Consider the following 22,943-nt stretch of genomic DNA (forward strand, 5'->3'; position numbering starts at 1 on the left):
AATTCCACGCTTTCCAGAAAAATTGTAGACATTTGGGAATAAAGATATAGCACACCTAAGATATTGAAATTCTGTTATTTTTGTCACTTAATACACACAAATGTTATCTTTCCATTCTCAAAAAATCCAGCTAGTATGGAATCAATAAAACCCCGCTACAGTAGCCTGTTTCCCACTTTCCTAAAATCTATATATATTATATAATATATGTAAATATTATATATACGATATAATATTAATAATAATAAAATAAGGTAACGGGGATATAATAACCAATATGTAATGCTAATGTAATTTATGAGTGTTAAAGGGTAAGAGGTGAATGGTGAATGCAAAAAGCGAAGACTAAGTGGTGAAAGAAAAGGTAAAGAAACAAAATTGCCTGTAAATGCGTTTTTAAAGCAGTTCATCTGTTTTTAGAGAAATAATTCACTTACACCCAAGAAACGTATGTAGCACCACTTAAAACCCCAGTAAATGGCATCATGACAGCTGTATCAACTTCTATAGTGAGACTTAGAACCTAGCTTGTTCAACTTATGGAAAAATGGAGGGGACAAAAAAGTTGTGTATCTATCCTTGATTATAAAATTTTTTGGACGATTTTGTGAGAGACCGGGATGCACATTTGTGACATATGTATGGGTAACCTGAAAAAATTTTGGACGATTTTGCGAGAGACCGGGTATATATACATGCAGGTTTGTGATATGGGTATGGATAACTTGAAAAAATTTTGGACGATTTTTGGATTTGCCGGGTATATATATCTTGCTTTGGATTGCAGGTTTAAAATTTCTGAGATGGTATTATGTTAAATGCAGTAGACTTTTCAAAATGGAAGAATTTATCTCCAAAAAAAGAGTTTGTATTACGAGATAAATGGCTTTACACAGGGAATGTTTCATTTCTCAAGGGTAAGCCTGAAGCCGGTAAATCTCTCTTTGCTCAACAATTGATCACAGCAGTTGCTACTGGTAAACCTTGGTTGGGGGAGCGTATCAAAAGAATAAAAACCTATGGAGTGTTTTGCGAAGATAGTGAGGAAAAGCTTTGGACTAGGCAGTGTGCTATAAATAGGTATTACTGTTTGAATATGAAGTTTGCTAGCCTGGTTAACAACGTTCGTTTATTATCTCGAGTAGGAAAAGATAACTTGCTAATGGTTTTCGACGACAAAAATGTAGGCCATTTAACTCCTTACTTTGAAGAGCTGCTTAAAGATATTCGATTATTCCAGCCAAAACTTGTGGTATTAGATGAAGTCTCAGACTTTTTTGGAGGAGATGAAAATAATAGTTCTCATGTTAAACAATTTGTTCAAAAGTGCTGCGCTCACATAGCAAGAAAAGTTAATTGCGCTGTTTTATTATGTAAACATGGGTTAATAGAAACAGGAGTGTGGCGCGATACGATGAAGTTTCACATGTATGCTTATCCGGATGAAGAAGGTAGCAGCTATTTAGTAAATTACATCTCTCGTGATTCCAAACAAAAGTGACAATTAATTAATTTTCTGGCTGGGTTATTTTCCATTATGGAGTGTTTTATATTTTTAAAATACTAGACAGACTACCAGTTTGATTTTTTAACATTTAAATAATTTTATGATAAATGCGATAGACATTTTAAAATGGGATAATCTACCTACTGAAAAAGAATTTATAGTACAAGATTGGCTTGCTGTAGGAGAAGTATCATTTCTCAAAGGCGAGTGTGAAGTTGGCAAATCCCTCCTAGCTCAGCAATTAATGACGGCTGTTATTATCGGCAAACCATGGCTCAATATGGATGTTAAGCGAGTGAAGGCATATGGAGTATTTTGTGAAGATGAGAGAGAAGACCTGATACGTAAGCAACGTGCAATCAATCGTCTTTTTCAGCTTGATGAGCCTTTGGTTGAGAGTCAAATACAGATGCTAGCACGAGCAGGAGAAGACAATGTGTTGATGACTTTTAGCAATAATGGTGTAGGAGAGCTTACTCCTTTTTTTCATGAATTATTCGAAGATATTAAACTATTTTAACCAAAACTTCTAGTGTTAGATACAGCTTCAGATTTATTTGGTGGAGATAAGAAGAATCCCTATCACCTTCAGTTTGTGGAGGGTTGCTGCGCTTATTTAGCAAGAACATTAAATTGTGCTGTTTTAATATGTGAGCACGATTCAGGCATGGCAATATGTAACGATAGAGTATGCTTTTTATCTAGATCAGAAGAGATCAAAGATGAACGCATGCTGTATTGTGGAAAATCAAGTCACCTACTGCGTTATCAGGATAATGTTTTTGTAATATAGAATGTCAATTTTAGCACTTGATTTAGGTAAACAAACTGGTTGGGCTATTTTGCATGATGGAATAATTCATAGTGGCAGTGAAAGCTTTCATGGTAATCGTTTTAGCGGTGGTGGCATGCACTTTTTAAACTTTCGTAGTTGGCTTAATTCTTTGAAACAAAAGCTTGGAAATATTTCTGCAGTGTATTTTGAAGAGGTAAGAAGACATCTTGGTACTGATGCTGCCCATTGCTATGGAGGATTTCTAGCACATTTAACAGCTTGGTGTGAGGAAAATAGTATTCCATATGAAGGTGTACCTGTCAAGACTATTAAACGCTTTATCACCGGTAAGGGCAATGCAAGTAAGGCAGAAGTAATTGAAGCTGTGAAAAACAAAGGATTTGTACCTCAAGATGATAACGAGGCAGATGCTCTGGCTATTATGTTTTTTGCACAGAGGAATTTCAGTTCCAATTCTAATCATGAAGATATAAATAAATATCCTTAAATATTGAAACATAATCATATATACCCACACTAGAAATAATATCTTGGATTATTAAGTAATAACTTTAAATAGGAAGTAATATAAATGAATAAATTAATTATAATAATGAAAAAACCTTTGTATATTAACCGATTTTACGGGTCCTTTCCATAATAAAACTCGCGTGGGTGGCGAAGGGTCCGGGCATTTCCTAGCGTTAGAACTATTTTGAATGTTAACTACTTTACTAATTTTTTATTTTATTAATTTCTTAGGATCGTGAATTTAGAACTTCAGTATTATCCAATTGGGAACCTAATCGAATACGACCGTAACCCCAGAAAAAATGACGTTGTGGTGAACAGAATGTGTGCGTCTATTCGTGAGTTTGGCTTTCGCATTCCAATAGTTGCAAAAAGTGATGGTACAGTGGTTGATGGCCATTTACGCCTTAAAGCAGCAAGAAAGCTTGGCATGGAGAGTGTCCCTGTGGTCCTCAGTGATAATTTGAGTGATGTACAAATCAAAGCATTTAGATTGTTAGCAAATGAATCAGCTAACTGGGCGAAGTGGGATGATGATCTGTTAAAACTTGAACTCCAGGATCTTGAAGATTTAAATTTTGATCTAAAGCTCACTGGGTTTGAACTGGAAAAAATCCAACGTTTTCTTGATGATGAATACAAAGAGGAAGAAAAAGATCTTGCTGATTTAAATGAACACAGTTGTAAAAGCAAGTCAGTAGTCACAAAACCAGGAGATTTATGGATTTTAGGTGATCATAAAATTTACTGTGGTGATAGTCAAGTAGTTGATTCATTTAAAGCGATTTTAGATGACAAAATGGCTGACATTACCGTTTGTGACCCTCCTTATAACGTTGATTATGGTGCTAGCCAGGAAAGAGATGATCGAAAAATGCTTAATGATGATCAAGGTGAAAAATACGAATTGTTCCTCTATAACATTTGCTCTCACATTTTAGCGTATACCAAAGGAGCAATTTACATTTGTTCATCATCATCTGAGCTTGCCACGTTGCAGAAGGTATTTGAAGAAGCAGGAGGACGTTGGTCAACATTTATCATTTGGGCAAAGAATCATTTTACTATTGGGAGATCTGATTATCAAAGACAGTATGAACCAATACTTTATGGTTGGAAAGATGGAAGTAAACGTCAGTGGTATGGAGGAAGAAATCAAAGTGATCTATGGTTTTATGACAAACCTACTTATAACTCATTACATCCAACCATGAAGCCAGTTGAGTTAATGGAAAGAGCAATAATAAATAGCAGTAGACCAGGGGATATAGTACTTGATCCATTTAGCGGTTCTGGCAGTACTTTGATTGCATGTGAGCGCACAGGCAGAATATGTAGAACAATTGAACTTGATCCTGCATATGTTGATGTGACTATAAAACGTTGGCAAGTATACACGGGTAGAGATCCTATTCTTTCCAGCTCTGGCAAGACTTTCGCACAAATTCAACAAGAGACAATGCAAGAATAAAAAGTAAGGGGAAAAAGAAAAAATGAAAGGAGAAAAAATAACACAAACAGAATGGGCAAGAGAACAAGGGTTTTCTAAGCAATACGTCTCTTATTTAGTGAAACAAGGAATTGTAGAACTTGAAGGTGGTATGGTGAATAGAGAACAAGCAAATGAAGCACTTGAAACAATTCGTGATCCAAGCCAGCCACTGAGAAGAAAAAACGGTGAAGACGGTGATGGTAGACAAAATACTAGCGAGCTTTCAACCATGCTCCTTAAAACCAGAATTAAAAATGAAATGGAGCGTGGTAGGTTACTGGAAGCTAAGGCTAAAGCTGAAATTGGTGAATTAGTTTCCATAGAAGAAGTAAAACGTGAGGCTTTTAATACCGCAAGAGTTGTTCGAAATAATCTACTTAACATTCCAGATAGAGTATCAGAACTTCTTGGACCTATAACTGATGCTAAAAAGATTCATGAGCTACTTACAAAAGAGATCAAAACAGCGCTGGAAAGCTTATCCAAAGAGTTTCACCCAAATACATAAGTCTATGAAGAAAAAGCGCATTCATATGAAACGTAAAGAGCAGGAAAAAAACATGGGTACATCAATCTCATCTGAGTACATCAAACATAAACTGATATACTTAGAAATAATCAAATGTTTAATAAACCAATCTGAAGTTGACATTAATGCTCAAGGAATAGGTGGAAAGACTCCATTACACTGTGCTATTGAACTGGATGAACTGAGCTTAGTGGAACTGCTGCTTACCAAGAAAAACATAAATCCACTAATTGAAGATAACGAAGGTAAAACCTCGCTGGATTACGCAAGAAATGTTGTAAAGAAGGAGGTATTGAAAGCTCTAATTAATAATAAATATGGGTCAGAGCAAGATAGTTTGCTTCATTTAGCAGCAGTAATGGATGAAATAGATGCAGTAAGGTTTTTGATAAATATGGGTGTTGATGCCAATGTACAAAACGCTCTTCTGCATACTCCACTACATCTTGCCGCTGGAATGGGACATGAAAAAGTTATAGAAGTCTTAGTAAAGCAAGGAAATGCAAATAAAGATATTCTGGATAGCCGAAACCATGCTCCAATTCATTATGCAGTAAATAACAAGAGGCTTGAGGCAGTAAAATTATTACTGGACCTTGGAGCAAGTAGCAATACAGTTGGTAGCGGCAAAGGTTCAATGAAATTATCCCCTGTACATGTTGCAGTAAGTAGCAGTAATTACGATGAGAGGAATTTATGCCTTTCTATAGTAAAGTGTTTAATTAATGCATCAAATTCTGAAATCAATTTACAAGACTATGAAAATAAAACTCCGCTACATTATGCAGATAGATTAAAAACCATAGAGATTCTGCTAACCAGAGAAGATATAGATCCACTGATTAAAGATGAGGACGGCAAAACACCATTTTGTTATGCAAAAGAAGCAAATAGATTAGATATAGCAAAGGTTCTAGCAAGTAATAAATATGGAAAAGAAAAAGAAAGTTTACTTCATTTAGCTGCCAGGAAAGGATATGCAGAACTTATAGATAGTATTTTAGATGAAGGGGTTGAAATAGATGCGTTAAATGAAAGTGGAGAATCAGCAATATATCTTGCCGCAAAGAATGGTCATACCAATGCAGTAAAATTGCTACTGAAGGAAGGGGCGGATGCTACGGATGTTTTTCAGTACGCAATAATAATGAATGATATAAAACTAATTAAGTTATTAAGCAAGAAAAAGGATATAGTTTTATTTGGAAAACAGGATAACTTTCCAACATTCCATGTATTAAGTAATAAATATTTGGAAGAGAGAAGAATAGCAGACAATAGAATAAGAACATGCGAAAGCGCTATATATGTTTTTGTTACCGTGTGCGCAGTAGCGTTTGTAGTAGTGTACCCCAATATAGGATTTGCAGTAGTAGTAGGAATAGTTGCGCTTACAGTAGCAATAGTAACGAGTGGACTGGTTGGAGGATATATAGAAGAGAAATTTCAAAGAAAAATGTCCATTGAGCTAGAAAGTGAGAAAACAAGCGAAAGTGCAAGCACTATTTCAAGTGACATTGAAACTCAAGAATTGCAGGCAAGAGGGATGGGTGAATTAGAAATAGATGAATTAGAGGAACTTGCAGAAAGCAGAGGTAGAAAATGATTTATGCCACAGCCTTTTATGCAGGATTAAAGCCAGATCCACTACTCAAAGTTTCAGAGTGGTCAGATGAATATCGAGTGCTTTCACAAACTGCGTCATCAGAACCTGGTAAATGGAGAACTGAGCGAACTCCTTATCTTAAAGAAGTAATGGATTCACTTTCGCCATCTTCCCCAGTTGAAAAAGTGATATTTATGAAAGGTGCACAAATTGGTGGCACAGAAGCTGGGAATAATTGGATTGGCTATATTATTGATCAAACTCCAGGTCCTATGCTAGTTGTTCAGCCGACTGTTGAAATGGGAAAACGTTGGTCCAAAGGAAGATTTGCGCCTTTAATTGAAAATACACCATGTTTAAAAGATAAAGTAAAAGATCCAAGGTCAAGAGATTCAGGTAATACTGTACAAAGCAAGGAATTTCCAGGTGGGATTGTAGTAATAACTGGCGCAAATAGCAGTGTAGGCCTTCGTTCTATGCCGGTAAAATATCTCTTTCTTGATGAGATTGATGCCTATCCTGGGGATTCAAGTGGAGAAGGTGATCCAGTACTCCTCAGCATAGCCCGAACTAATACTTTTACGCGTCGCAAGATATTTTTGGTTTCAACACCAACTGTCCATGGCATCAGCAGAATAGAAAAAGAATTTGAAAGTTCTGATAAACGTTATTTCTTTGTTCCTTGTCCACAGTGCAATTATTATCAAGTATTAAAATGGCCACAAATAAAGTGGGAAAACAATGATCCAAAAACAGCACATTATGTTTGTATAGAATGCAAAGGCAAAATAGAAAACCATCAAAAAATAGATATGCTTGCAAAGGGAGAGTGGAGAGCTACTGATTCAACAAAAGATGGAAAGACAGCAGGGTTTCATATTTCAAGTCTTTACAGTCCAGTTGGATGGTATAGCTGGAGTCAAGCAGTAGCGGAATTTTTGCATAGTAAAGATAACGAACAATTACTAAAAGTCTGGATAAATACAGTGCTGGGAGAAACTTGGGTTGATAGAGGAGAAGTGCCAGACTGGAAACACCTTTTTGAGCGTAGAGAATCTTACACTATTGGTACAATACCAGAAGGAGAAGTAGTTCTCACTGCTGGAGTTGATGTACAAAAAGATAGATTAGAAGTAGAAGTTGTAGCTTGGGGAAAAGGTCGAAAGAGCTGGTCAATTGATTATCAGGTATTTGAAGGAGATCCTGGGGCCAAAGTTGTTTGGAATAAATTATCAGAGTTATTGAATCATCACTTTCTTGGGCCACATGGAGTAGAATACACAATCAGTATGATGGCAGTTGATGCAGGGTATGCAACTCAAGAAGTATATAATTGGGTGAGAAGCCATCAAGGCTCTGGCAGAGTTATGGCAGTTAAGGGTATAAATAAAGCCCTTGTTCCGCTCAATAGCCCAAGTAGAGTTGATATAACAGTTAGCGGGAAAAAACTACGCAGAGGAATGAAACTCTGGCCTGTTGGAGTATCAATATTAAAGTCAGAGTTGTTTCAATTGCTTAATATTTCGCAAAATGAGGAGGCTGGATATTGCCATTTCCCAGAGTACTCACCTGAATATTTTAAACAGCTCACAGCAGAGCAACTCATTACCAAAGTAGTAAAAGGATATACGAAGCAAGAGTGGCAGAAAATAAGAGATCGTAATGAGGCACTTGATTGTAGAATTTATGCAAGAGCTGCATCTATTGCCCTTGGTATTGATAGGTGGCAAGAAGCTAATTGGAATAGTTTAGCAGGTGAAAAAGCTGAAAGTAAAAAGAAGTCAGAAAAAATAAGAAAGAGCAAATGGTTACACGAGAAATAAAATGTACACGGAAGAATATTTATTACAAGTTGAAAAAGCAATAAAGAAATTGCAGCGTGGTGAACGGGTTGTTTCTATTGGCTATGGTGATCATGTAGTGCGGTATGCAGAGGTTCAGATAAATGACCTATTGAATTTAAGGCAACGAATCAAAGCTGAGCTTAAGGTTGCTGGTGTGAAGCCTAAAAGGAAGATAGTCTTTTCAACGAATAAAGGGATTGACAAAATTGTGTAAAAATGTTATAGTTTAAGGTTGATACTTTATGGTGAATAGTATGGTTCAAGGTCAGGAAAGACTTAGTGTTAATGTAAGTTTCGAGGGTGAATTTGCCCAGTATCTTACAGACATGGCGAAAATTCAAAATAGAACTATCGAAGAAGTTGTAAAGGATTTAGTAGAAGAAGAGATTGAGGTAAGTAAACTATCTGAAGATGATGATGAAATGGATGAGGGGGAAATAGCATTAGCTGAGCTCTCTCTTAAACGTGATGTTCCAGGTGCAAAAAGGATTAAATATGAAAACATCAAATGGAGATAAAACTTTATCAAATTGATTTTTTAGATGGTGTTGCTGAAAGAGATCTTTTAACACTTCCAGTTACAATAGAAAGAAGAGTAAAAAAAGCAATATGGGGACGCCTTACGGTTAGCCCTGATAAACTTGGAAAACAATTATCTCATGAATTCAAGGGATACTTCAGTTTACGTGTTGGTGATTATCGTGTCATTTATCGTATAGAAGTTCTAGAACGCAAGGTGCTTATTACGGCAATAGGACATAGAAGAGATATTTACAAACGTGTACCAGAATAAATAGAAGTATAAAATTTCAACATCTTGTTGACCAAATTCTACAGCAGGCTGCTATAATTTCTCAAACTTAAAACAAAAATTATCGCATTTGTGCAGCAGCTTGTTGCATAATTAATAATCTCAAAGCAAAATGTTATTAAAATCATTTAAACAGCTATTTAATAAACCAAAGACTAAAAGCTCTGCATGGGATGCCGCAGGGTCAGGAAGAAGATTATGTTACTGGCAACCAGAGAGAAGTAGCATTAATAGCTTACTTTCTGATAGTATTGAAACTTTGCGCAGTCGTTCTCGAGACATGGTGCGAAAAAATCCATATGCTGCAAATATTATTGATACGATAGTGAGCAACTCTGTTGGAACTGGCATAAAACCCCAATCAAAAGCTAAAGATGCGGAGTTTCGCAAAAAAGTTCAAGAGCTATGGCTTCGTTGGACTGATGAGGCAGATAGCAATAATATTAGTGATTTCTACGGATTGCAAGCCTTAGTATGTCGTAGCATGATTGAAGGAGGGGAGTGTTTTGTTCGCCTGCGTACTCGAAAGCAAGAAGATGGATTTTCTGTTCCTTTGCAACTGCAAGTATTGGAATCTGAGCATTTGGATAATAAAAGCAATCAAACATTATCAAATGGGAATATTATTCGCAATGGTATTGAATTTAATAGGCTAGGTCAAAGAGAAGCTTATTACCTTTTTAAAGAACATCCAGGGGAAAGTTCATTAGGAGAATCTGTTCGAGTGCCAGCAAATGATGTCTTACATATTTATAAACCCTTAAGACCTGGGCAAATTAGAGGAGAACCGTGGCTTTCCAATGTGCTTTTGAAACTTTATGAGCTTGATCAATACGATGATGCAGAATTAGTGCGAAAAAAGACTGCAGCAATGTTTGCTGGATTTATTACTAGGCTTGATCCAGAAGCAAATATCATGGGAGAGAATGAAGCAAATGAGCATGGTGTAGCTTTATCAGGACTCGAGCCAGGAACTATGCAACTCTTGGATCCAGGTGAAGATATAAAATTTTCAGAACCATCTGACGTTGGCGGAAATTACGAAGCGTTTATGAGGCAGCAGCTAAGAGCTATAGCAATTGGTATGGGAATCACTTATGAGCAGCTGACAGGAGATTTAACTAATGTCAACTACTCATCAATTAGAGCCGGATTAATAGAGTTTCGCAGAAGATGCGCAATGCTACAACACAATATTATGGTATTTCAGTTTTGTAGGCCTGTATGGAATAGATGGATAGAACTTGCTACTTTATCTGGAAAGCTTCCTACAACGGCAAAAGAAACGCTGAAAGAAGTAAAATGGATACCTCAAGGATTTGATTGGGTAGATCCACTAAAAGACCAACAAGCACAGCAGATGGCGGTAAGAAATGGCTTCAAGAGCAGGTCAGAAGTAGTTTCAGAAATGGGTTATGATGCTGAAGAAATTGATCAAGAAATAGCAGAAGATCAGAAGCGCGCTGATTTTTTCAACCTTTCTTTTGACTCGGATGTAAGGAACCACAATACACAAACAAAATAAACCTAATTTATATTATGGAAATTTTACAAACCTCTTGGTTGAATAAACCGATGATGATAGAGCAAAAAAGCTTTGACCTATTGTCATTATATAATGGAAAACAGCCTATCTTTAAAAATGTGAAACATGCAGTAACTCATAGTGTAGCGAAAATTGCAGTAGTAGCCATTCATGGAATTTTGACTAAAAGCCCAGGAGCTTTTGATGATTTTCTTGGTATGACATCGTATGAAAGAGTCCAAACACAAATAGAAGAAGCTCTAATGGATGAAAAAGTTGAAACGATTTTACTTGATATAGATAGTCCAGGAGGGGAAGTAAGCGGTATTTTTGACCTTTCTGATTTTATCTACAATGCAAGATCAAGAAAAAGTATAATAGCAATAGCAAATGATGATGCTTACTCTGCCGCGTATGCCATTGCTTCAAGTGCTAAAAAGGTATTTATTACGAGGACTTCAGGGGTAGGAAGTATAGGAGTAATAGCAAGCCATATAGACCAAAGTGGATTTGATGAGAAACAAGGCATTAAGTATACAACGGTTTTTGCTGGAAGCCGAAAAAATGATTTAAACCCACATGAGCCGATAACATCTGAAAGTCTAGAAAGCTTACAGGAAGAAGTGAATCGTTTATATGAAATGTTTTCTCAGCTCATAGCACGCAATCGAAATCTTTCCATAAAAACTATCAAAGATACCGAAGCAGGACTTTATTTTGGTCAGAAGGCGATTGAGATTGGTCTTGCAGATGGAATTACAACATTTTCTGAATTTATTAACAATTATAGGAGTACTACTATGACTACAGCCGAGTTTAACTGTAAAGAACACACTGATGATTTGATTGAGGAAGCTAAACGTAATGGCTACAACAACTGCCGTACTGAAGTTTTAGAGGTAATACGTTTGTGTAATTTATCACGAATGCCAGAGAAAATAGCAGAATTCATTGAGCAGAATGTGAGTAGCAAACAAGCACAAGAAATTTTAATTGAGGCACTTGCGGAGCGAACAACAAAAGCTGAAATTTTCAGTGCATTGCCGCAAAATTCATCGGAAGACTTGATGATGAAAGCAGCTAAGGCACGGCAAAATATATAAACCCCAACATAAACTACACACAAAGCTAAAGCTATTCCGCGGGCTATAGCAACTACAAATTCAGCGGAAAAACTCAAACTTCTATAAAAATTTCCAGGAGAAAAAATGACATGTATAACTGAACAAAACAACCTTGGTGACCTCTTAAAATATGAGGCATCGAATCTTTATTCACGTGATCAAATAACTGTCGCTAAAGGTCAGAATCTTACCTTGGGTACTGTAGTTGGCTTGGATAAAGATAATTTAATTAAGATTCTAAATCCAGCAGCTACAGATGGAACACAAACAGCTATTGGTGTGATAGCAAATAATGTAGATGCAAAAGCAGCAGACACAAAAGCAGTGATAATTACTCGTATAGCCTTACTTGCCGATCATTCAGTTGTTTGGCCAGCAAATATTACCGAAGAACAAAAAACTGCAGCAATAAAACAATTAGAATCTCGTGGCATTATTATTCGTAAAGGAGCTTAACATTATGCAAAATCCATTTTCAAATCCAGCATTTAACATGACAGCACTAACTGCTGCAATTAATATTCTACCGATTAATTTTGGTCGTACGGAAAGTTTAAAATTATTTCCAAGTAAATCAGTGAGATTTCGTCACATTACTATAGAAGAGCAAAACGGAGTCTTAAATTTACTGCCAACGCAAGTTCCAGGAGCACCAGCAACTGTTGGGAAACGAGGCAAAAGAAAGGTAAGAACTTTCACAATTCCGCATATTCCTCACGATGATGTTGTTTTACCAGAGGAAGTTCAAGGAATACGTAGCTTTGGTTCAGAAAACGAACTTTTAGCGCTTGCTGATGTTGTTACTGATCATTTACAGTCAATGCGCAATAAACATGCGATAACACTTGAACACCTGCGTATGGGGGCATTAAAAGGAATTATTCTTGATGCAGATGGCTCTGAACTCTTAAACCTCTACAATGAATTTGGCATTACTCCAAAAACAGTAAATTTTGCGCTTGGAACAACAACAACAGATGTAAAAAGAAAATGCATGGAAGTACTGCGCCATATTGAAGATAGCTTAAGTGGTGAATATATGACAGGGATTCATGCCCTCGTTAGTTCTGAGTTTTTTGATGCTTTAACATCACATGCTAAGGTAAAAGAAGCATATGAAAGATGGCAAGAAGGTGCAGCGCTGAGAGATGATATGAGGTCAGGATTTACATTTTGTGGTATTACATTTGAAGAATATAGAGGACAAGCAACAGACATGGATGGTAATGTAAGAAGGTTTATTGAAAAAGACACAGGGCATTGTTTTCCAATTGGGACAGCCGGAACATTTACAACTTATTTTGGTCCAGCAGACTTTAATGAAACAGTAAATACGCTTGGGCAACCACTTTATGCAAAACAAGAGCCAAGAAGATTTGATAGAGGAACTGATCTACATACTCAATCTAACCCTTTGCCTATGTGCCATCGTCCAGGAGTCTTAGTCAAAATTACAATATAAAATGAGGTAAATGTTTTTATAAATTGCCTTATATACCCCTTGCAACAGCTATTATACCAACTTGAGAATAAAGAGCAATGAATAAAAACACAAAAAAGCTATTTATGGATTGCTTTGAGTATTTGGGACAACAAGCACTTTATCAGTCAAAAGATAAATCATACGCAGTACAGATACTAAAGCGACAGCCCGATAAACTATATGGAGTGGGTGAGGGGCATTTTGTTGGAAAAACTTTGACTTTGGAAGTGAGTGTGTTTGATGTATTGCAGCCAGTAATAGGAGACGTTTTTGTAGTCAATGGCTGTAAATACAGAATACACTCACCACCACTTCGAGATAATTCAGGTATGGTTTGGGAAATAAATGCTATGATTATGGATAATTAAAATGCTCACTATTAGTAATGATACTAATCAGACTATTAAAGATATTAATGCGACTGAACAGCAAGTACGATTAGCAGCGGTAAGAGCACTGAACAAAACAGCATTATGGCTTAAGTCACAAGCTGCAAAAGAAATCAGTGAAGAAAAGCAAATAAAACTAACGGTAGTAAGGAAAAGGCTGAGGATTATTAAAGCCAGAGCAAGCACGTTAGAAGTTATAATAAAAGCAAATTTATATGCTGCAAGAGCTTCATCACTTGGCAGTATGAGACAAACAAAAATGGGAACGAAAGCGGGAAAATATATGTTTGATAATGCATTTATAGCAACCATGCCAGAGGGTCATCGTGGTATATTTAAACGCAAAGGAAGAGCTGCATTGCCAATTCAAGAAGTTAAATTACCATTGGAGCCTGAAGCATCAAAAATAGTTAAGGAATTAGTTAATTATGAAGTTGAGGCGATATTTGAAAAATTTCTTCAACGTGAATTAAATTATATTGCGAAAGTATGAATTGGAATAATTTACATAAAGCTATTTGTGATACGCTAAAGGCAGAAATACCAGAGATTCAAACTTGTGAAATTTATCCAGCAGTACGTACTACTATAGTAGCGCCTGCAGTGTTTGTGGAACTTGCAAGTTTAGAGGCAGGAAAAGATGCAGGAACAGAGGAATTGGCATTAAGAGCTAGATTTGAGGCACGAATTGTGATTGATAGTACAATAGAAAATGCACCTCTCGTCGTCAGAACATTAGCTGCTGAGGTTGCAAGAGTAATAAATAAAAACACATGGGGAATGAATGTATCTCCAGCAGAGTTTTTATCAGGGGAAAGTGACGGATTTAGGCCGGAATTAGATGCATATTTCGTCTGGTTAATCGAATGGATTCATGAGGTACATCTGGGACAGTCAGTGTGGGAAGGAGGTAAAATTAAACCACATAGCATCAATGTAGGAGACGTAAATGTTGGAAAGTAATTTTGCTATTTCAGAACTGCAGAGAAAATTAGCCAATATTATACGTATTGGGCTTGTCAAAGAAATAGATTATGAAAATGCAAGAGCACGAGTACAAATAGGAGAGTTTTTAACAGACTGGTTACCGTGGATAACAAGTAGAGCAGGAGAAGATAGAAACTGGGCTCCACCAAATGTTAATGAGCAGGTAGTAGTATTATCGCCGCTGGGTGAATTATCGCTTGGGATTGTATTACCTGCAATTTATCAGCAAAAGTATCTTCCATCTGAACACCAAGAAAATGCTGATATTTTTGAGTTTAAGGACGGAACAAAATTATTATACGACAAAGAGAACCACAATTTGGAAATATTAGTAGCAGATAAAATCACTTTGAAAGTTGGAAAATCAGAAATAGAAATGACAAAGAACGGTATAAAACTTAAAGGGAATCGAATCGATCTTAACTAATGAGCAAATCAGTTGTACGCATAGGTGATTATTGTATGGAAGCTATACCACATTTCTGTATTACGGGAAGTATGAATGTTTCTATTAATAATAAGCCTATTTGCTGCCAAGGAGATAGTTTTACAGAAGCTAGAGTACTCACCAATGGATCAAAAACAGTGTTTGTAAATGGTTACGGAGTTGGAAGAGTTGGTGATCAAGTGTCTTGTGGTTCTAAAATAACAAGTGGCAGTCCAAATGTTTTTTGTAGCTGAGGAAATATGCGAGGAATGGATTCTAAAACGGGAAAGGAATTGGAGGGAATAGACCATCTTAAACAATCAATTATTGATATACTAACTACTCCTATAGGCAGTAGGATAATGCGCCGAAATTATGGATCAAGACTATTTGAATTAGTTGATAAACCAATGAATAGAGATTTTACTTTAGAAGTCTATTCAGCAGTAGCAGAAGCACTAGAAAAGTGGGAAAAGAGATTTAAAGTAGAAAAAGTAAAAATTACAGAGGTAAAAGAAGGAAAAGTAATACTTAATTTAGAGGGGGTTTATCTTCCAGAAGGTGAATTTGTAAATATTAGTGGAATTACTGTTTAAGAATGCAACTACCAGAAATTATTGAGCCATTAGATTTTGAGCAAATCTTATCACGGATGAAGGAGGAATTAATCCGTTGTGATGCAAACTTTACTGCTCTGGTCGAAAGCGATCTAACAATGAAAATTTTAGAAATTGCAGCTTGGCGGGAATTACTAATACGGCAGAGAATTAATGAAGCAGCAAAAGCAAATTTACTAATGTTTGCAAAAGGAAGTGATCTTGATTATTTAGCTAAATTTTATGGAGTAGAGAGAAAAAACGAAGAAGATGATGAGTGTTTTAGAAAAAGGATTAAAGCTAAAATAGTTGGCTGGAGCACTGGAGGAAGTAGAGAATATTATCGTTATCATGCCTTATCATCTGATATTTGTGTTAAGGATGCATTAGTAGAGTCACCAATACCTGGAAAAGTACAAATTTCAGTGTTATCAACAAACTTATCCACAACTGGCATACCATCAGAAGAACTACTTCAAATCGTAAGAAAGCAGCTAAATAGGGAAGATATAAGGGTTTTAACAGATACAATTGAAGTTGTAAGTTGCAATATTATAGCAATAGATATTCACAGTAGGATTACAGCACAATCAGAAGAGATAATAGAAGTAGCGAAGAAACAATTTATCGAAAAGTTTGAAGCAAGCAAAAGGCTGGGATGGAATGTTACCAAATCTTGGATTATAGCAAATCTATTTGTAGAAGGAGTGAGTAATGTAGAGCTAATAGAGCCAAAAGAAGACATTGCTATTAGAGGAAATGAGTGCTCAACCCTTGGTAATCTAAAAATCGAATTAGTAGGTAAAATTTGATGCTGCTACCACCAAATTCAACGAAACAAGAACGTGCTATAGTGGAAGCAATCGATTACAAAACTGTTGACCCAAGCTGCATTAGGGGATTTAAATTTAATCTCAAAAATGAAATATTACCGTGGCTAATAGAAGAATATGGTTTAGAAGAAATTTTATTCTGGGTGAAAGATAAGAAGAAAGCCGTAAAAGAAGGAATAAAGTTTCAAAGACTACGAGGAACACCAGCATCGCTGAAAATAGCACTAAAATGGGCCAATATTGATGATATTATAATTATTGAAGAACCACCAGGAAAGCACTTTTTTGAACTGCAAGTAGGGATAAAAGATGTGCCGAATAACTTCTTTGTAGATGCAGTTGTAGAGCTCGCAAAACTTTCATTGCCGGCAAGATCAAGGCTAATGCGGATTTTTAACGATTACTACAATGCTCAAAGATTTATATTAGATGAGAGCTTATTCGGAGATCTTCTTTCAGACTATTCTGGGGTGAAAGTTGAAAAAAATGGGCCAGTGCTGTCGTTTGGTCGAAAGAACTCATTTGAACTCAAAATATCAAATCCAACTTTTAAGTTTAGTACATTTCGTTTTCATTATCAGCAAAGCTCCTATGATTGTTGTCAATTATAAATTTCATATTTTGTAAAATCTTTAAAAACCCAGTTATTTTTAAGTGTGTAGAAAATTTCTGTCAGCAATTTCTCAGCAGCTCTAAATTGCATAAAAGTCAATAATGATTTTTTGCATTACCCAAAACATTTTCTGATATAAAATTCAGCTCTAATACAATTTTTTATTTATTACTGTGCCATCTGATTCAATCAAAAGTTGTTTCATTGGCAACAAAAACACCAAGTTTTTAATTAATCTTTTTTAAATTAATGTAGCTAATGAATATGTGTATAAGTATGTCCCCACATATTTTAAGTACTTATGCACATATTCATTAGCTTATAAAACTAAGGTTCCATATTTTCCTTCACGATTATTATCCAATAAAAAATTCAAATTTTGTGAAATCTTTAAAAATCCAGTTCTTTTTAAGCGTATAGAAAATGGTTGTCAGGAATTTCCTAGCAGTAGCAATAATGGCCTTAGCAGAACCACGCCTTTTTTTCACATTTTCATAGAAACTTTTCAAGTAAGGACTATAACGTATAGCACGATAACTTCATAATACACCTCCTTCAATTTGTTTTTGTGATTTCAACCTTGCAATTGCTATTTTAGAAGAGCTCTCAATACGTTTTTTTAACTCCAGTTCTTGTTCTAAACTTATCGATATCCAGAACCTTTCACCAATACGTCGTGCATTAATAAACTTACGTTCAATCCAATAACGTACTACGTAATGACTGACATTGAATTTTTCTGCAACTTGTTTCACTGATAACTCTTCTTCAGATTTTTGATTACATAGTGCTGGGATCTTATGTTTAAATCGAATCCATTTCATACTTTTTATAGTAAAAGGATTACCTTTATTTGTTGTCAGCCCCTCTTGGTTTAACAAACTAATAATTTGTTCATCAGTCATTGTTTTCGATAGCTGTCTTATCCGATCAATTATATCATCTGAATGCCTCCATCTGTCATAGGATTTTTTTGGCAATTGCACCTCTAAGTCCTCTATAGCATTTGTTTGCCAGCGTATATGTAGTACTGCTTTTTGTTCACTACGTAGTTTTTCAACAGTAATATCCTTAACTAGAAGTCGTAAAATACGCTTTCGATCTCTTGCACTTGTTGATTCTGCATTCCATAAGCGTGGTAAGTCCTGAGCTAGTGCCAACACTTTCTCTTTTTGTTGTTTTGTAGCTGTAAGTACATCATTTTTCTTATATTCATCATATTGATTCTGTGCTTCTTCCAATGCTATTAAAGCTTCGTTCCAACGTTTCTCCAATGTTCCAGCTACTAGGCGATTTGATGGGTCTACTTCTTCATAACGTCTCTGTGCCAGTTGTACTTCATAATCTGCTCTTTTTATCTGCATTTGCCATTGTTTATCTAGCATGTGACCTCGTTGCTCCAATTCTTCAAATGCTTTTACGGCAATCTCAATTTGCGCAGGTTCCATGACTTCCAATACTCTTTTTACGATAGCTTCATCCAGAGGATTTCCATAAACAGAAAAACAACTCTTACTATCTTCTCCCCACTTCTTTTTCCAATTACATTCATAAACAGCAAGAACACCACCTTTGCTCTTATACCTTACAGTAAGACGACAGCCGCAGTAACTACAAATTAATAATCCCTGCAATAATCCCAATCCTTCTCGTACTGCTGTAGGTAGCATATTCTCTTCTCCACTGGTTTGATTATTTGCTAAAACCTTTTTATTTGCTACATATTCTTCCCACGTTATATAACCTTCGTGGTGGTTTTTTATCATTGTATGCCAGGCTTCTGTCGGTAGGCGAACTACTGTTGTCTTGACCAATCCAGTACTTGATAATTTTTTCTGATATTTAAAGCGACCATAAACATAAGCTCCAGCATAAGAAGGGTTTTTTAATACTGAACATACCCTAGAATGTGTCAGTGCTCCCCATATTAACTTTCCTTTCCAAATACCACCATATGCTCGTTTTGGAAACTGTATTTTGTTCTTACCAAAATGATGTACTACTCCATAAGCACTGCCCTTTTCTTTAAATACTTTAAACAATAATTGAATCACACTTCTTACTTGCTCATTATCGTCAAATCTAGTATTACCTTCATCATCATAGCAAAATCCTACTGGGAGAGGAAATCGAAGCTCTCCTTTCTTAGCCTTATTTACCTTACCTCCTAAAAGTCTAGCACGGATGAAATGCAACTCTGCGTGTGATATCGTTCCTTTTAGCCCAAGTACCAATTGGTCGTTGAAGTCATTAGGATTGTAACAACCATCTTCATCTATAATCAATGTATCTGTTAAAGCACATAATTCCAGTAATCTATGCCAATCACTGCAAGATCTAGATAATCTCGACGCTTCCAGTACAAACACGGCTCCTACTTTTCCCATTGATACATCAGCAACTAATATTTTAAAATCTTCTCGATTATTAGCTTGAGCTCCTGAAATCCCTAAATCATCATCTAAAACTCTTATGGCATTCTGAGACCATCCCATTTGTTGCGCTTTATCTTTCAGTTTATACTGCCTTTCAGTACTCTCCTGATTGAGCCTTACCTGTCCCATTGTTGATTGCCTTAAATAAACGTATGCTGGTTTTAATATATGGTGGTTCTGAATTTTGTGTGCTGTCATTATTAATATCCTCCGTTTTAATCAATTGTTGTTCCACTATTAAATACTCATGCAACATGTTTGCTATACAAATAGCTATCCTGGTAGCATCTACTGATATTACGGAGGTTTTTCCTTCCAATGGCATAATTCTTTCCTATAATCGTTTCTGTGTTAGTCATTAATCAACCTCTTTGCTATTTTTAGCTTGATCAAGATTGGTAACTAATTTAACTAACTGCTGAAGATGGGAAAACGATAAAATAGGCGATAAATCAGTAAGGGTTTGATAAAGATTAGGATCTGCTTTGTCTGTCCAATCACGTGGAATGCCTACTGTACCACGCGTCAACGTTTTCAAACTAAATATATCCCGATTATTAAAGTTTTTTGTTGATAATATTTGAAAACTTTTCCCCTTCCATGGATGGAATGGATGAGTAATAGTAGCGTATCCCGAATATCGACTGGACTTAGGTGCAGTTAATTCTAACCATGACTATAATTGCTGACCGCTTCCCCTTGTATGTGGCTTTCCCACACTCCGAGTACTATCAGTCAGTCCGACTTCCTTTGCATTATCCCCTAGTTCTCGCCTTTATTGACTTGTTCCAGAGTACCCTATTGGGAACACAAAGGATCTCCCAAGTTTACGTAAATTCCATCTCAACACATGATACGGCCTTAGATCCCGATGGAGTAAGTGACATCTTGCCTTAGCGTTATCACTCATACTGTCTTCCACCTCTTTGAAAGTGTCAACCTCCATAACAAACATTTTTACGGGACTCAATACCTTCACTCTCGTTGCACCCTATGTTGTCCATTCCATTAGCTTTACTACGCTCGTTACCTTACGTAGCATAATGGTCTGTTCCAGGCTGCTGGCTAAGCTTTTCCCATGTTGGATTTTCACCAACTGAACTTTACGCACTTCTTGGCGCACCAAATACCAACGTTCTTATCAATTTCGGTATAGTCTTACCTTGACACTCTGCTATATACTTTAAGAAATTAGCAGTTCCTTTGCCAAAGCTCACTTGAAATTCGATAGCCATGTTTTTCACCCCCTCTATATATGTTATACCGGATTTCTCATAGTTTTTTCCGGAAAATATTTGATTTTTTTTAAATTATTTTTGAAACGGAATTTTATCATTAAATATTTCATTATTTAACTTATATTCTTTGCTTTTAAGCCATTTAGCTCTGAAATAGGCTGAAGTTCGATTTGCTTGATTTGCAGAATACTTCAGAGAGAATTTCAATAATTTGGTTAAATGAGAAGAAGTACCAAGTAAGTTAATGCTTAACAGAAAATGCAGCAGGATATTTCTCTAAAATGTATCGATATAACTCTTCAGCACTTTCTCTATCACCTGCAATGAAAGTAAAAAATTCAACTACGTCCCCTTTAATTTTAGCTAATTTATACCAATCTCCTGCTCGTTCTCCTGTTGTCTCAACTATTACTTTATCTCCACATAAATCTCCAATGTAGAACTTACCTTTATAAAATTCACCATCAGGTATTAGATAGAGTAGATATTCTTCAATACTATCAACTAACAATGCTTTTATTTCTTCTCGAGACTTATTCATATAAGATGTCATAAATTTTCCTACTAATTTATTGTAAAAATTGTTTTGTGCTGCAACACATTTAAAATTGTAATTTTCTTAGAAAGGTATCCAGTCATCCTTCTGAGGTTCAGGCTGCTGCTGCGGAGTAATGATCGTAGCAATTCTGTTCCTGTCTCCGTACCCATTATCGGCCTCAATTCCCACTTTTGCTGTAAATTCTAAACCATTTAAGTCTGCAATAGAGCTAAGTTTATGGGCAAGTGTTGCTTTTTCAGAAGTGTCATTTGGATGAATATTACGGGCTGACTCCAAAATACTTCTAATCATAGAGCGACCCATTTCTCCCCATGTATCTTCTGCACCTTCTGCTTTGCCACTTTTAATACCAATCATCTGAAAAATCTTACGTTTTGCATATGGACCTTCAGTGACAGTAAATTCAGCATTTAAATAAATACTCCCAGTAGATAAGCTTCTGGTAAACCAATTCTCGTAGCCTCCTGGTTTTATTGCAATTTTGACCTTTACTACTGTGCCTTTCGGTATTAAACCACTTTGTGGCTTAGCAGTATTAAAATCAGTTAAGAAACCTTCTATCATAATTATCTCCTTTTTAAGTTAAACTTTTGTTTTGAATTCACATACTCTTCCTGCTTTGACATCCTCAAGGCCTAATAAAATTTCTTTAACTGCGCTATAGCTGAGCTCAGGGTTCTCTCGAATAATTCTATCAATTGTAGACCGATATTCACTGGCCTCTGTAGTATATTCTTGATTTAAATACTTTATATCTGTTACCGTTTTGTTATCATTTAAAAAGTTTTGTAACATAAATTCTCCAATAAATTAAAAAATTAGCTATTCCATTGATCTACAACTTGCCAACGGCCATTTACCTTGTCTACAAGCTTGTTTGGGACACGCTCACCATTACGAAGTTCAAATACTATCTGACGTACGCTACTTTCTTCATCATGAGCAAACATTACCATTCCAGTACTATAGAATCCTCGCAAAGATCCAGCACCACTGAGGCCTTGAAAAGGATCTTCTTCGAGCATCTTTTTGGATAATTTTTTGGTATGATGGGTCAATACTATACCAGCATCAGGATTTATAGCATTACGCAGCTTCTCAAGGGTTTTTTGCAGAAAGAATAGCATAGCACTATTATCATTTTCGTTGCCATATTCACTGCTAAAGATGTTCCGCAGAGGATCGACAGCTATAACATCAGGTTTAAAACGCTCTTTGACAGTATTTTTTATTTCAGATATTTCTTCGCCACTAAATGATAGTTGTACCCTTGGAGTGATAATTAAGTTATCAGCAGCTACCTTCAAAAGTTCTTCATCAAGGTTCAGGTATTGCAGACGCTCTTTCATGTAGTCGTATTCAATCTCAGTTTGTATGTAGAAAATTTTCATAGGACGACTTGGTGTCATACCGAGAAACGAAACTCCAGCAGCCATATGAACGAGCCAAGAAATCAAAAAATCACTCTTTCCTATCTTGGGAGGGCCACCAAATACTAATAAACCTCTCTGAGTTAAGATTCTTGGTGAAATTATATCCTCTGGTATTGGCGATTGATCATTCAAATATTCTTTAACGCTGAAGAAGGGAATTTTTTGACCGATATTTAAATCGATATTTGAAAAGCTTTGTGTCATAA

At 36.0% G+C, this 22,943-nt stretch carries 29 protein-coding genes and 2 pseudogenes; 23 read left to right on the forward strand and 8 right to left on the reverse strand.

Annotated elements, in window-relative coordinates:
* Positions 1–811 precede the first annotated feature (811 nt).
* From ASM33_RS03125 to ASM33_RS03235, 23 genes and pseudogenes are all read left to right on the forward strand, one after another.
* Complete coding sequence (locus ASM33_RS03125; RefSeq protein ID WP_110410406.1) at positions 812–1,501, forward strand: AAA family ATPase; 690 nt, start codon at positions 812–814, stop codon at positions 1,499–1,501.
* Between the two features lie 106 nt (positions 1,502–1,607).
* The gene (locus tag ASM33_RS03130; protein ID WP_110410405.1) at positions 1,608–2,027 is read left to right on the forward strand and encodes an AAA family ATPase; all 420 of its coding nucleotides are present in this window, start codon (positions 1,608–1,610) and stop codon (positions 2,025–2,027) included.
* A gap of 12 nt (positions 2,028–2,039) precedes the next feature.
* A complete protein-coding gene (locus ASM33_RS03135) occupies positions 2,040–2,300 on the forward strand; it encodes an AAA family ATPase (protein ID WP_110410404.1) in 261 nt (86 codons plus the stop codon).
* 1 nt (position 2,301) lies between these two features.
* The gene (locus tag ASM33_RS03140) at positions 2,302–2,790 is read left to right on the forward strand and encodes a crossover junction endodeoxyribonuclease RuvC (protein WP_110410403.1); all 489 of its coding nucleotides are present in this window, start codon (positions 2,302–2,304) and stop codon (positions 2,788–2,790) included.
* Between the two features lie 258 nt (positions 2,791–3,048).
* Positions 3,049–4,284, forward strand: a complete 1,236-nt coding sequence (locus ASM33_RS03145; RefSeq protein WP_110410402.1) for a DNA modification methylase — start codon at positions 3,049–3,051, stop codon at positions 4,282–4,284.
* Positions 4,285–4,306: 22 nt separating this feature from the next.
* A complete protein-coding gene (locus ASM33_RS03150; RefSeq protein WP_110410401.1) occupies positions 4,307–4,813 on the forward strand; it encodes a hypothetical protein in 507 nt (168 codons plus the stop codon).
* 52 nt (positions 4,814–4,865) lie between these two features.
* Positions 4,866–6,440 (forward strand): ankyrin repeat domain-containing protein, encoded by a 1,575-nt coding sequence (locus tag ASM33_RS03155; protein ID WP_110410603.1) that lies wholly within the window; start codon positions 4,866–4,868, stop codon positions 6,438–6,440.
* A complete protein-coding gene (locus ASM33_RS03160; protein WP_110410400.1) occupies positions 6,437–8,263 on the forward strand; it encodes a phage terminase large subunit family protein in 1,827 nt (608 codons plus the stop codon). Before ASM33_RS03155 ends, ASM33_RS03160 begins: the two co-directional genes overlap by 4 nt.
* Position 8,264: 1 nt before the next feature.
* A complete protein-coding gene (locus ASM33_RS03165) occupies positions 8,265–8,498 on the forward strand; it encodes a gpW family head-tail joining protein (protein ID WP_110410399.1) in 234 nt (77 codons plus the stop codon).
* 28 nt (positions 8,499–8,526) lie between these two features.
* Positions 8,527–8,802, forward strand: coding sequence for a hypothetical protein (locus tag ASM33_RS03170; protein ID WP_237342957.1), 276 nt, complete (start codon positions 8,527–8,529; stop codon positions 8,800–8,802).
* Positions 8,793–9,077 carry a type II toxin-antitoxin system RelE family toxin gene (locus ASM33_RS03175; protein WP_110410398.1) on the forward strand — a complete coding sequence of 95 codons (285 nt, stop codon included), beginning with the start codon at positions 8,793–8,795 and terminating at the stop codon, positions 9,075–9,077. Before ASM33_RS03170 ends, ASM33_RS03175 begins: the two co-directional genes overlap by 10 nt.
* A gap of 130 nt (positions 9,078–9,207) precedes the next feature.
* On the forward strand, positions 9,208–10,620 hold the full coding sequence (locus ASM33_RS03180) for a phage portal protein (protein ID WP_110410397.1): 1,413 nt from the start codon (positions 9,208–9,210) through the stop codon (positions 10,618–10,620).
* Positions 10,621–10,634: 14 nt separating this feature from the next.
* Entirely contained in the window at positions 10,635–11,723 is a 1,089-nt protein-coding gene (locus ASM33_RS03185) for a S49 family peptidase (RefSeq protein ID WP_110410396.1), read from the forward strand.
* A gap of 105 nt (positions 11,724–11,828) precedes the next feature.
* Positions 11,829–12,200: a head decoration protein gene (locus ASM33_RS03190; protein ID WP_110410395.1), complete on the forward strand. Its 372-nt coding sequence runs from the start codon at positions 11,829–11,831 to the stop codon at positions 12,198–12,200.
* 4 nt (positions 12,201–12,204) lie between these two features.
* Positions 12,205–13,206 (forward strand): major capsid protein, encoded by a 1,002-nt coding sequence (locus ASM33_RS03195; protein WP_110410394.1) that lies wholly within the window; start codon positions 12,205–12,207, stop codon positions 13,204–13,206.
* A 77-nt stretch (positions 13,207–13,283) separates the two neighbouring features.
* A complete protein-coding gene (locus ASM33_RS03200) occupies positions 13,284–13,595 on the forward strand; it encodes a head-tail joining protein (RefSeq protein ID WP_110410393.1) in 312 nt (103 codons plus the stop codon).
* Between the two features lies 1 nt (position 13,596).
* Positions 13,597–14,109, forward strand: coding sequence for a phage tail protein (locus ASM33_RS03205; RefSeq protein ID WP_110410392.1), 513 nt, complete (start codon positions 13,597–13,599; stop codon positions 14,107–14,109).
* Complete coding sequence (locus ASM33_RS03210; RefSeq protein ID WP_110410391.1) at positions 14,106–14,579, forward strand: hypothetical protein; 474 nt, start codon at positions 14,106–14,108, stop codon at positions 14,577–14,579. Before ASM33_RS03205 ends, ASM33_RS03210 begins: the two co-directional genes overlap by 4 nt.
* A complete protein-coding gene (locus ASM33_RS03215) occupies positions 14,566–15,030 on the forward strand; it encodes a phage baseplate assembly protein V (protein WP_110410390.1) in 465 nt (154 codons plus the stop codon). Before ASM33_RS03210 ends, ASM33_RS03215 begins: the two co-directional genes overlap by 14 nt.
* Complete coding sequence (locus tag ASM33_RS03220; protein ID WP_110410389.1) at positions 15,030–15,284, forward strand: PAAR domain-containing protein; 255 nt, start codon at positions 15,030–15,032, stop codon at positions 15,282–15,284. The genes ASM33_RS03215 and ASM33_RS03220 overlap by 1 nt, the downstream gene beginning before the upstream one ends.
* Positions 15,285–15,290: 6 nt before the next feature.
* Positions 15,291–15,626: a GPW/gp25 family protein gene (locus ASM33_RS03225; RefSeq protein ID WP_110410104.1), complete on the forward strand. Its 336-nt coding sequence runs from the start codon at positions 15,291–15,293 to the stop codon at positions 15,624–15,626.
* Between the two features lie 2 nt (positions 15,627–15,628).
* Positions 15,629–16,438, forward strand: a complete 810-nt coding sequence (locus ASM33_RS03230; protein ID WP_110410388.1) for a baseplate assembly protein — start codon at positions 15,629–15,631, stop codon at positions 16,436–16,438.
* Positions 16,438–16,983 (forward strand): annotated as a pseudogene (locus tag ASM33_RS03235) (phage tail protein); the annotation flags it as partial. The gene ASM33_RS03230 and the pseudogene ASM33_RS03235, both read left to right, overlap by 1 nt.
* 445 nt (positions 16,984–17,428) lie before the next feature.
* Here the strand turns inward: ASM33_RS03235 and ASM33_RS03240 are convergent.
* The 8 genes and pseudogenes from ASM33_RS03240 to ASM33_RS03270 all read right to left on the reverse strand — a co-directional run.
* Positions 17,429–17,602, reverse strand: a pseudogene (locus ASM33_RS03240) (IS110 family transposase); the annotation flags it as partial.
* A gap of 9 nt (positions 17,603–17,611) precedes the next feature.
* Positions 17,612–19,705 carry a recombinase family protein gene (locus ASM33_RS03245; RefSeq protein ID WP_110409269.1) on the reverse strand — a complete coding sequence of 698 codons (2,094 nt, stop codon included), beginning with the start codon at positions 19,703–19,705 and terminating at the stop codon, positions 17,612–17,614.
* Between the two features lie 160 nt (positions 19,706–19,865).
* The gene (locus tag ASM33_RS08330) at positions 19,866–20,129 is read right to left on the reverse strand and encodes a DUF5372 family protein (protein WP_157956406.1); all 264 of its coding nucleotides are present in this window, start codon (positions 20,127–20,129) and stop codon (positions 19,866–19,868) included.
* 481 nt (positions 20,130–20,610) lie between these two features.
* A complete protein-coding gene (locus tag ASM33_RS08805) occupies positions 20,611–20,742 on the reverse strand; it encodes a hypothetical protein (RefSeq protein WP_257791013.1) in 132 nt (43 codons plus the stop codon).
* 244 nt (positions 20,743–20,986) lie between these two features.
* Positions 20,987–21,298 carry a hypothetical protein gene (locus ASM33_RS03255; protein ID WP_110410386.1) on the reverse strand — a complete coding sequence of 104 codons (312 nt, stop codon included), beginning with the start codon at positions 21,296–21,298 and terminating at the stop codon, positions 20,987–20,989.
* Between the two features lie 66 nt (positions 21,299–21,364).
* Entirely contained in the window at positions 21,365–21,868 is a 504-nt protein-coding gene (locus tag ASM33_RS03260) for a hypothetical protein (RefSeq protein ID WP_110410385.1), read from the reverse strand.
* A gap of 18 nt (positions 21,869–21,886) precedes the next feature.
* Positions 21,887–22,099, reverse strand: a complete 213-nt coding sequence (locus ASM33_RS03265; RefSeq protein ID WP_110410384.1) for a hypothetical protein — start codon at positions 22,097–22,099, stop codon at positions 21,887–21,889.
* Positions 22,100–22,122: 23 nt separating this feature from the next.
* On the reverse strand, positions 22,123–22,941 hold the full coding sequence (locus ASM33_RS03270; protein WP_110410383.1) for an AAA family ATPase: 819 nt from the start codon (positions 22,939–22,941) through the stop codon (positions 22,123–22,125).
* Positions 22,942–22,943: the final 2 nt, after the last annotated feature.

The sequence above is a fragment of the Wolbachia endosymbiont of Folsomia candida genome (genome assembly GCF_001931755.2).
In the GTDB taxonomy this organism is placed as follows: Bacteria; Pseudomonadota; Alphaproteobacteria; order Rickettsiales; family Anaplasmataceae; genus Wolbachia.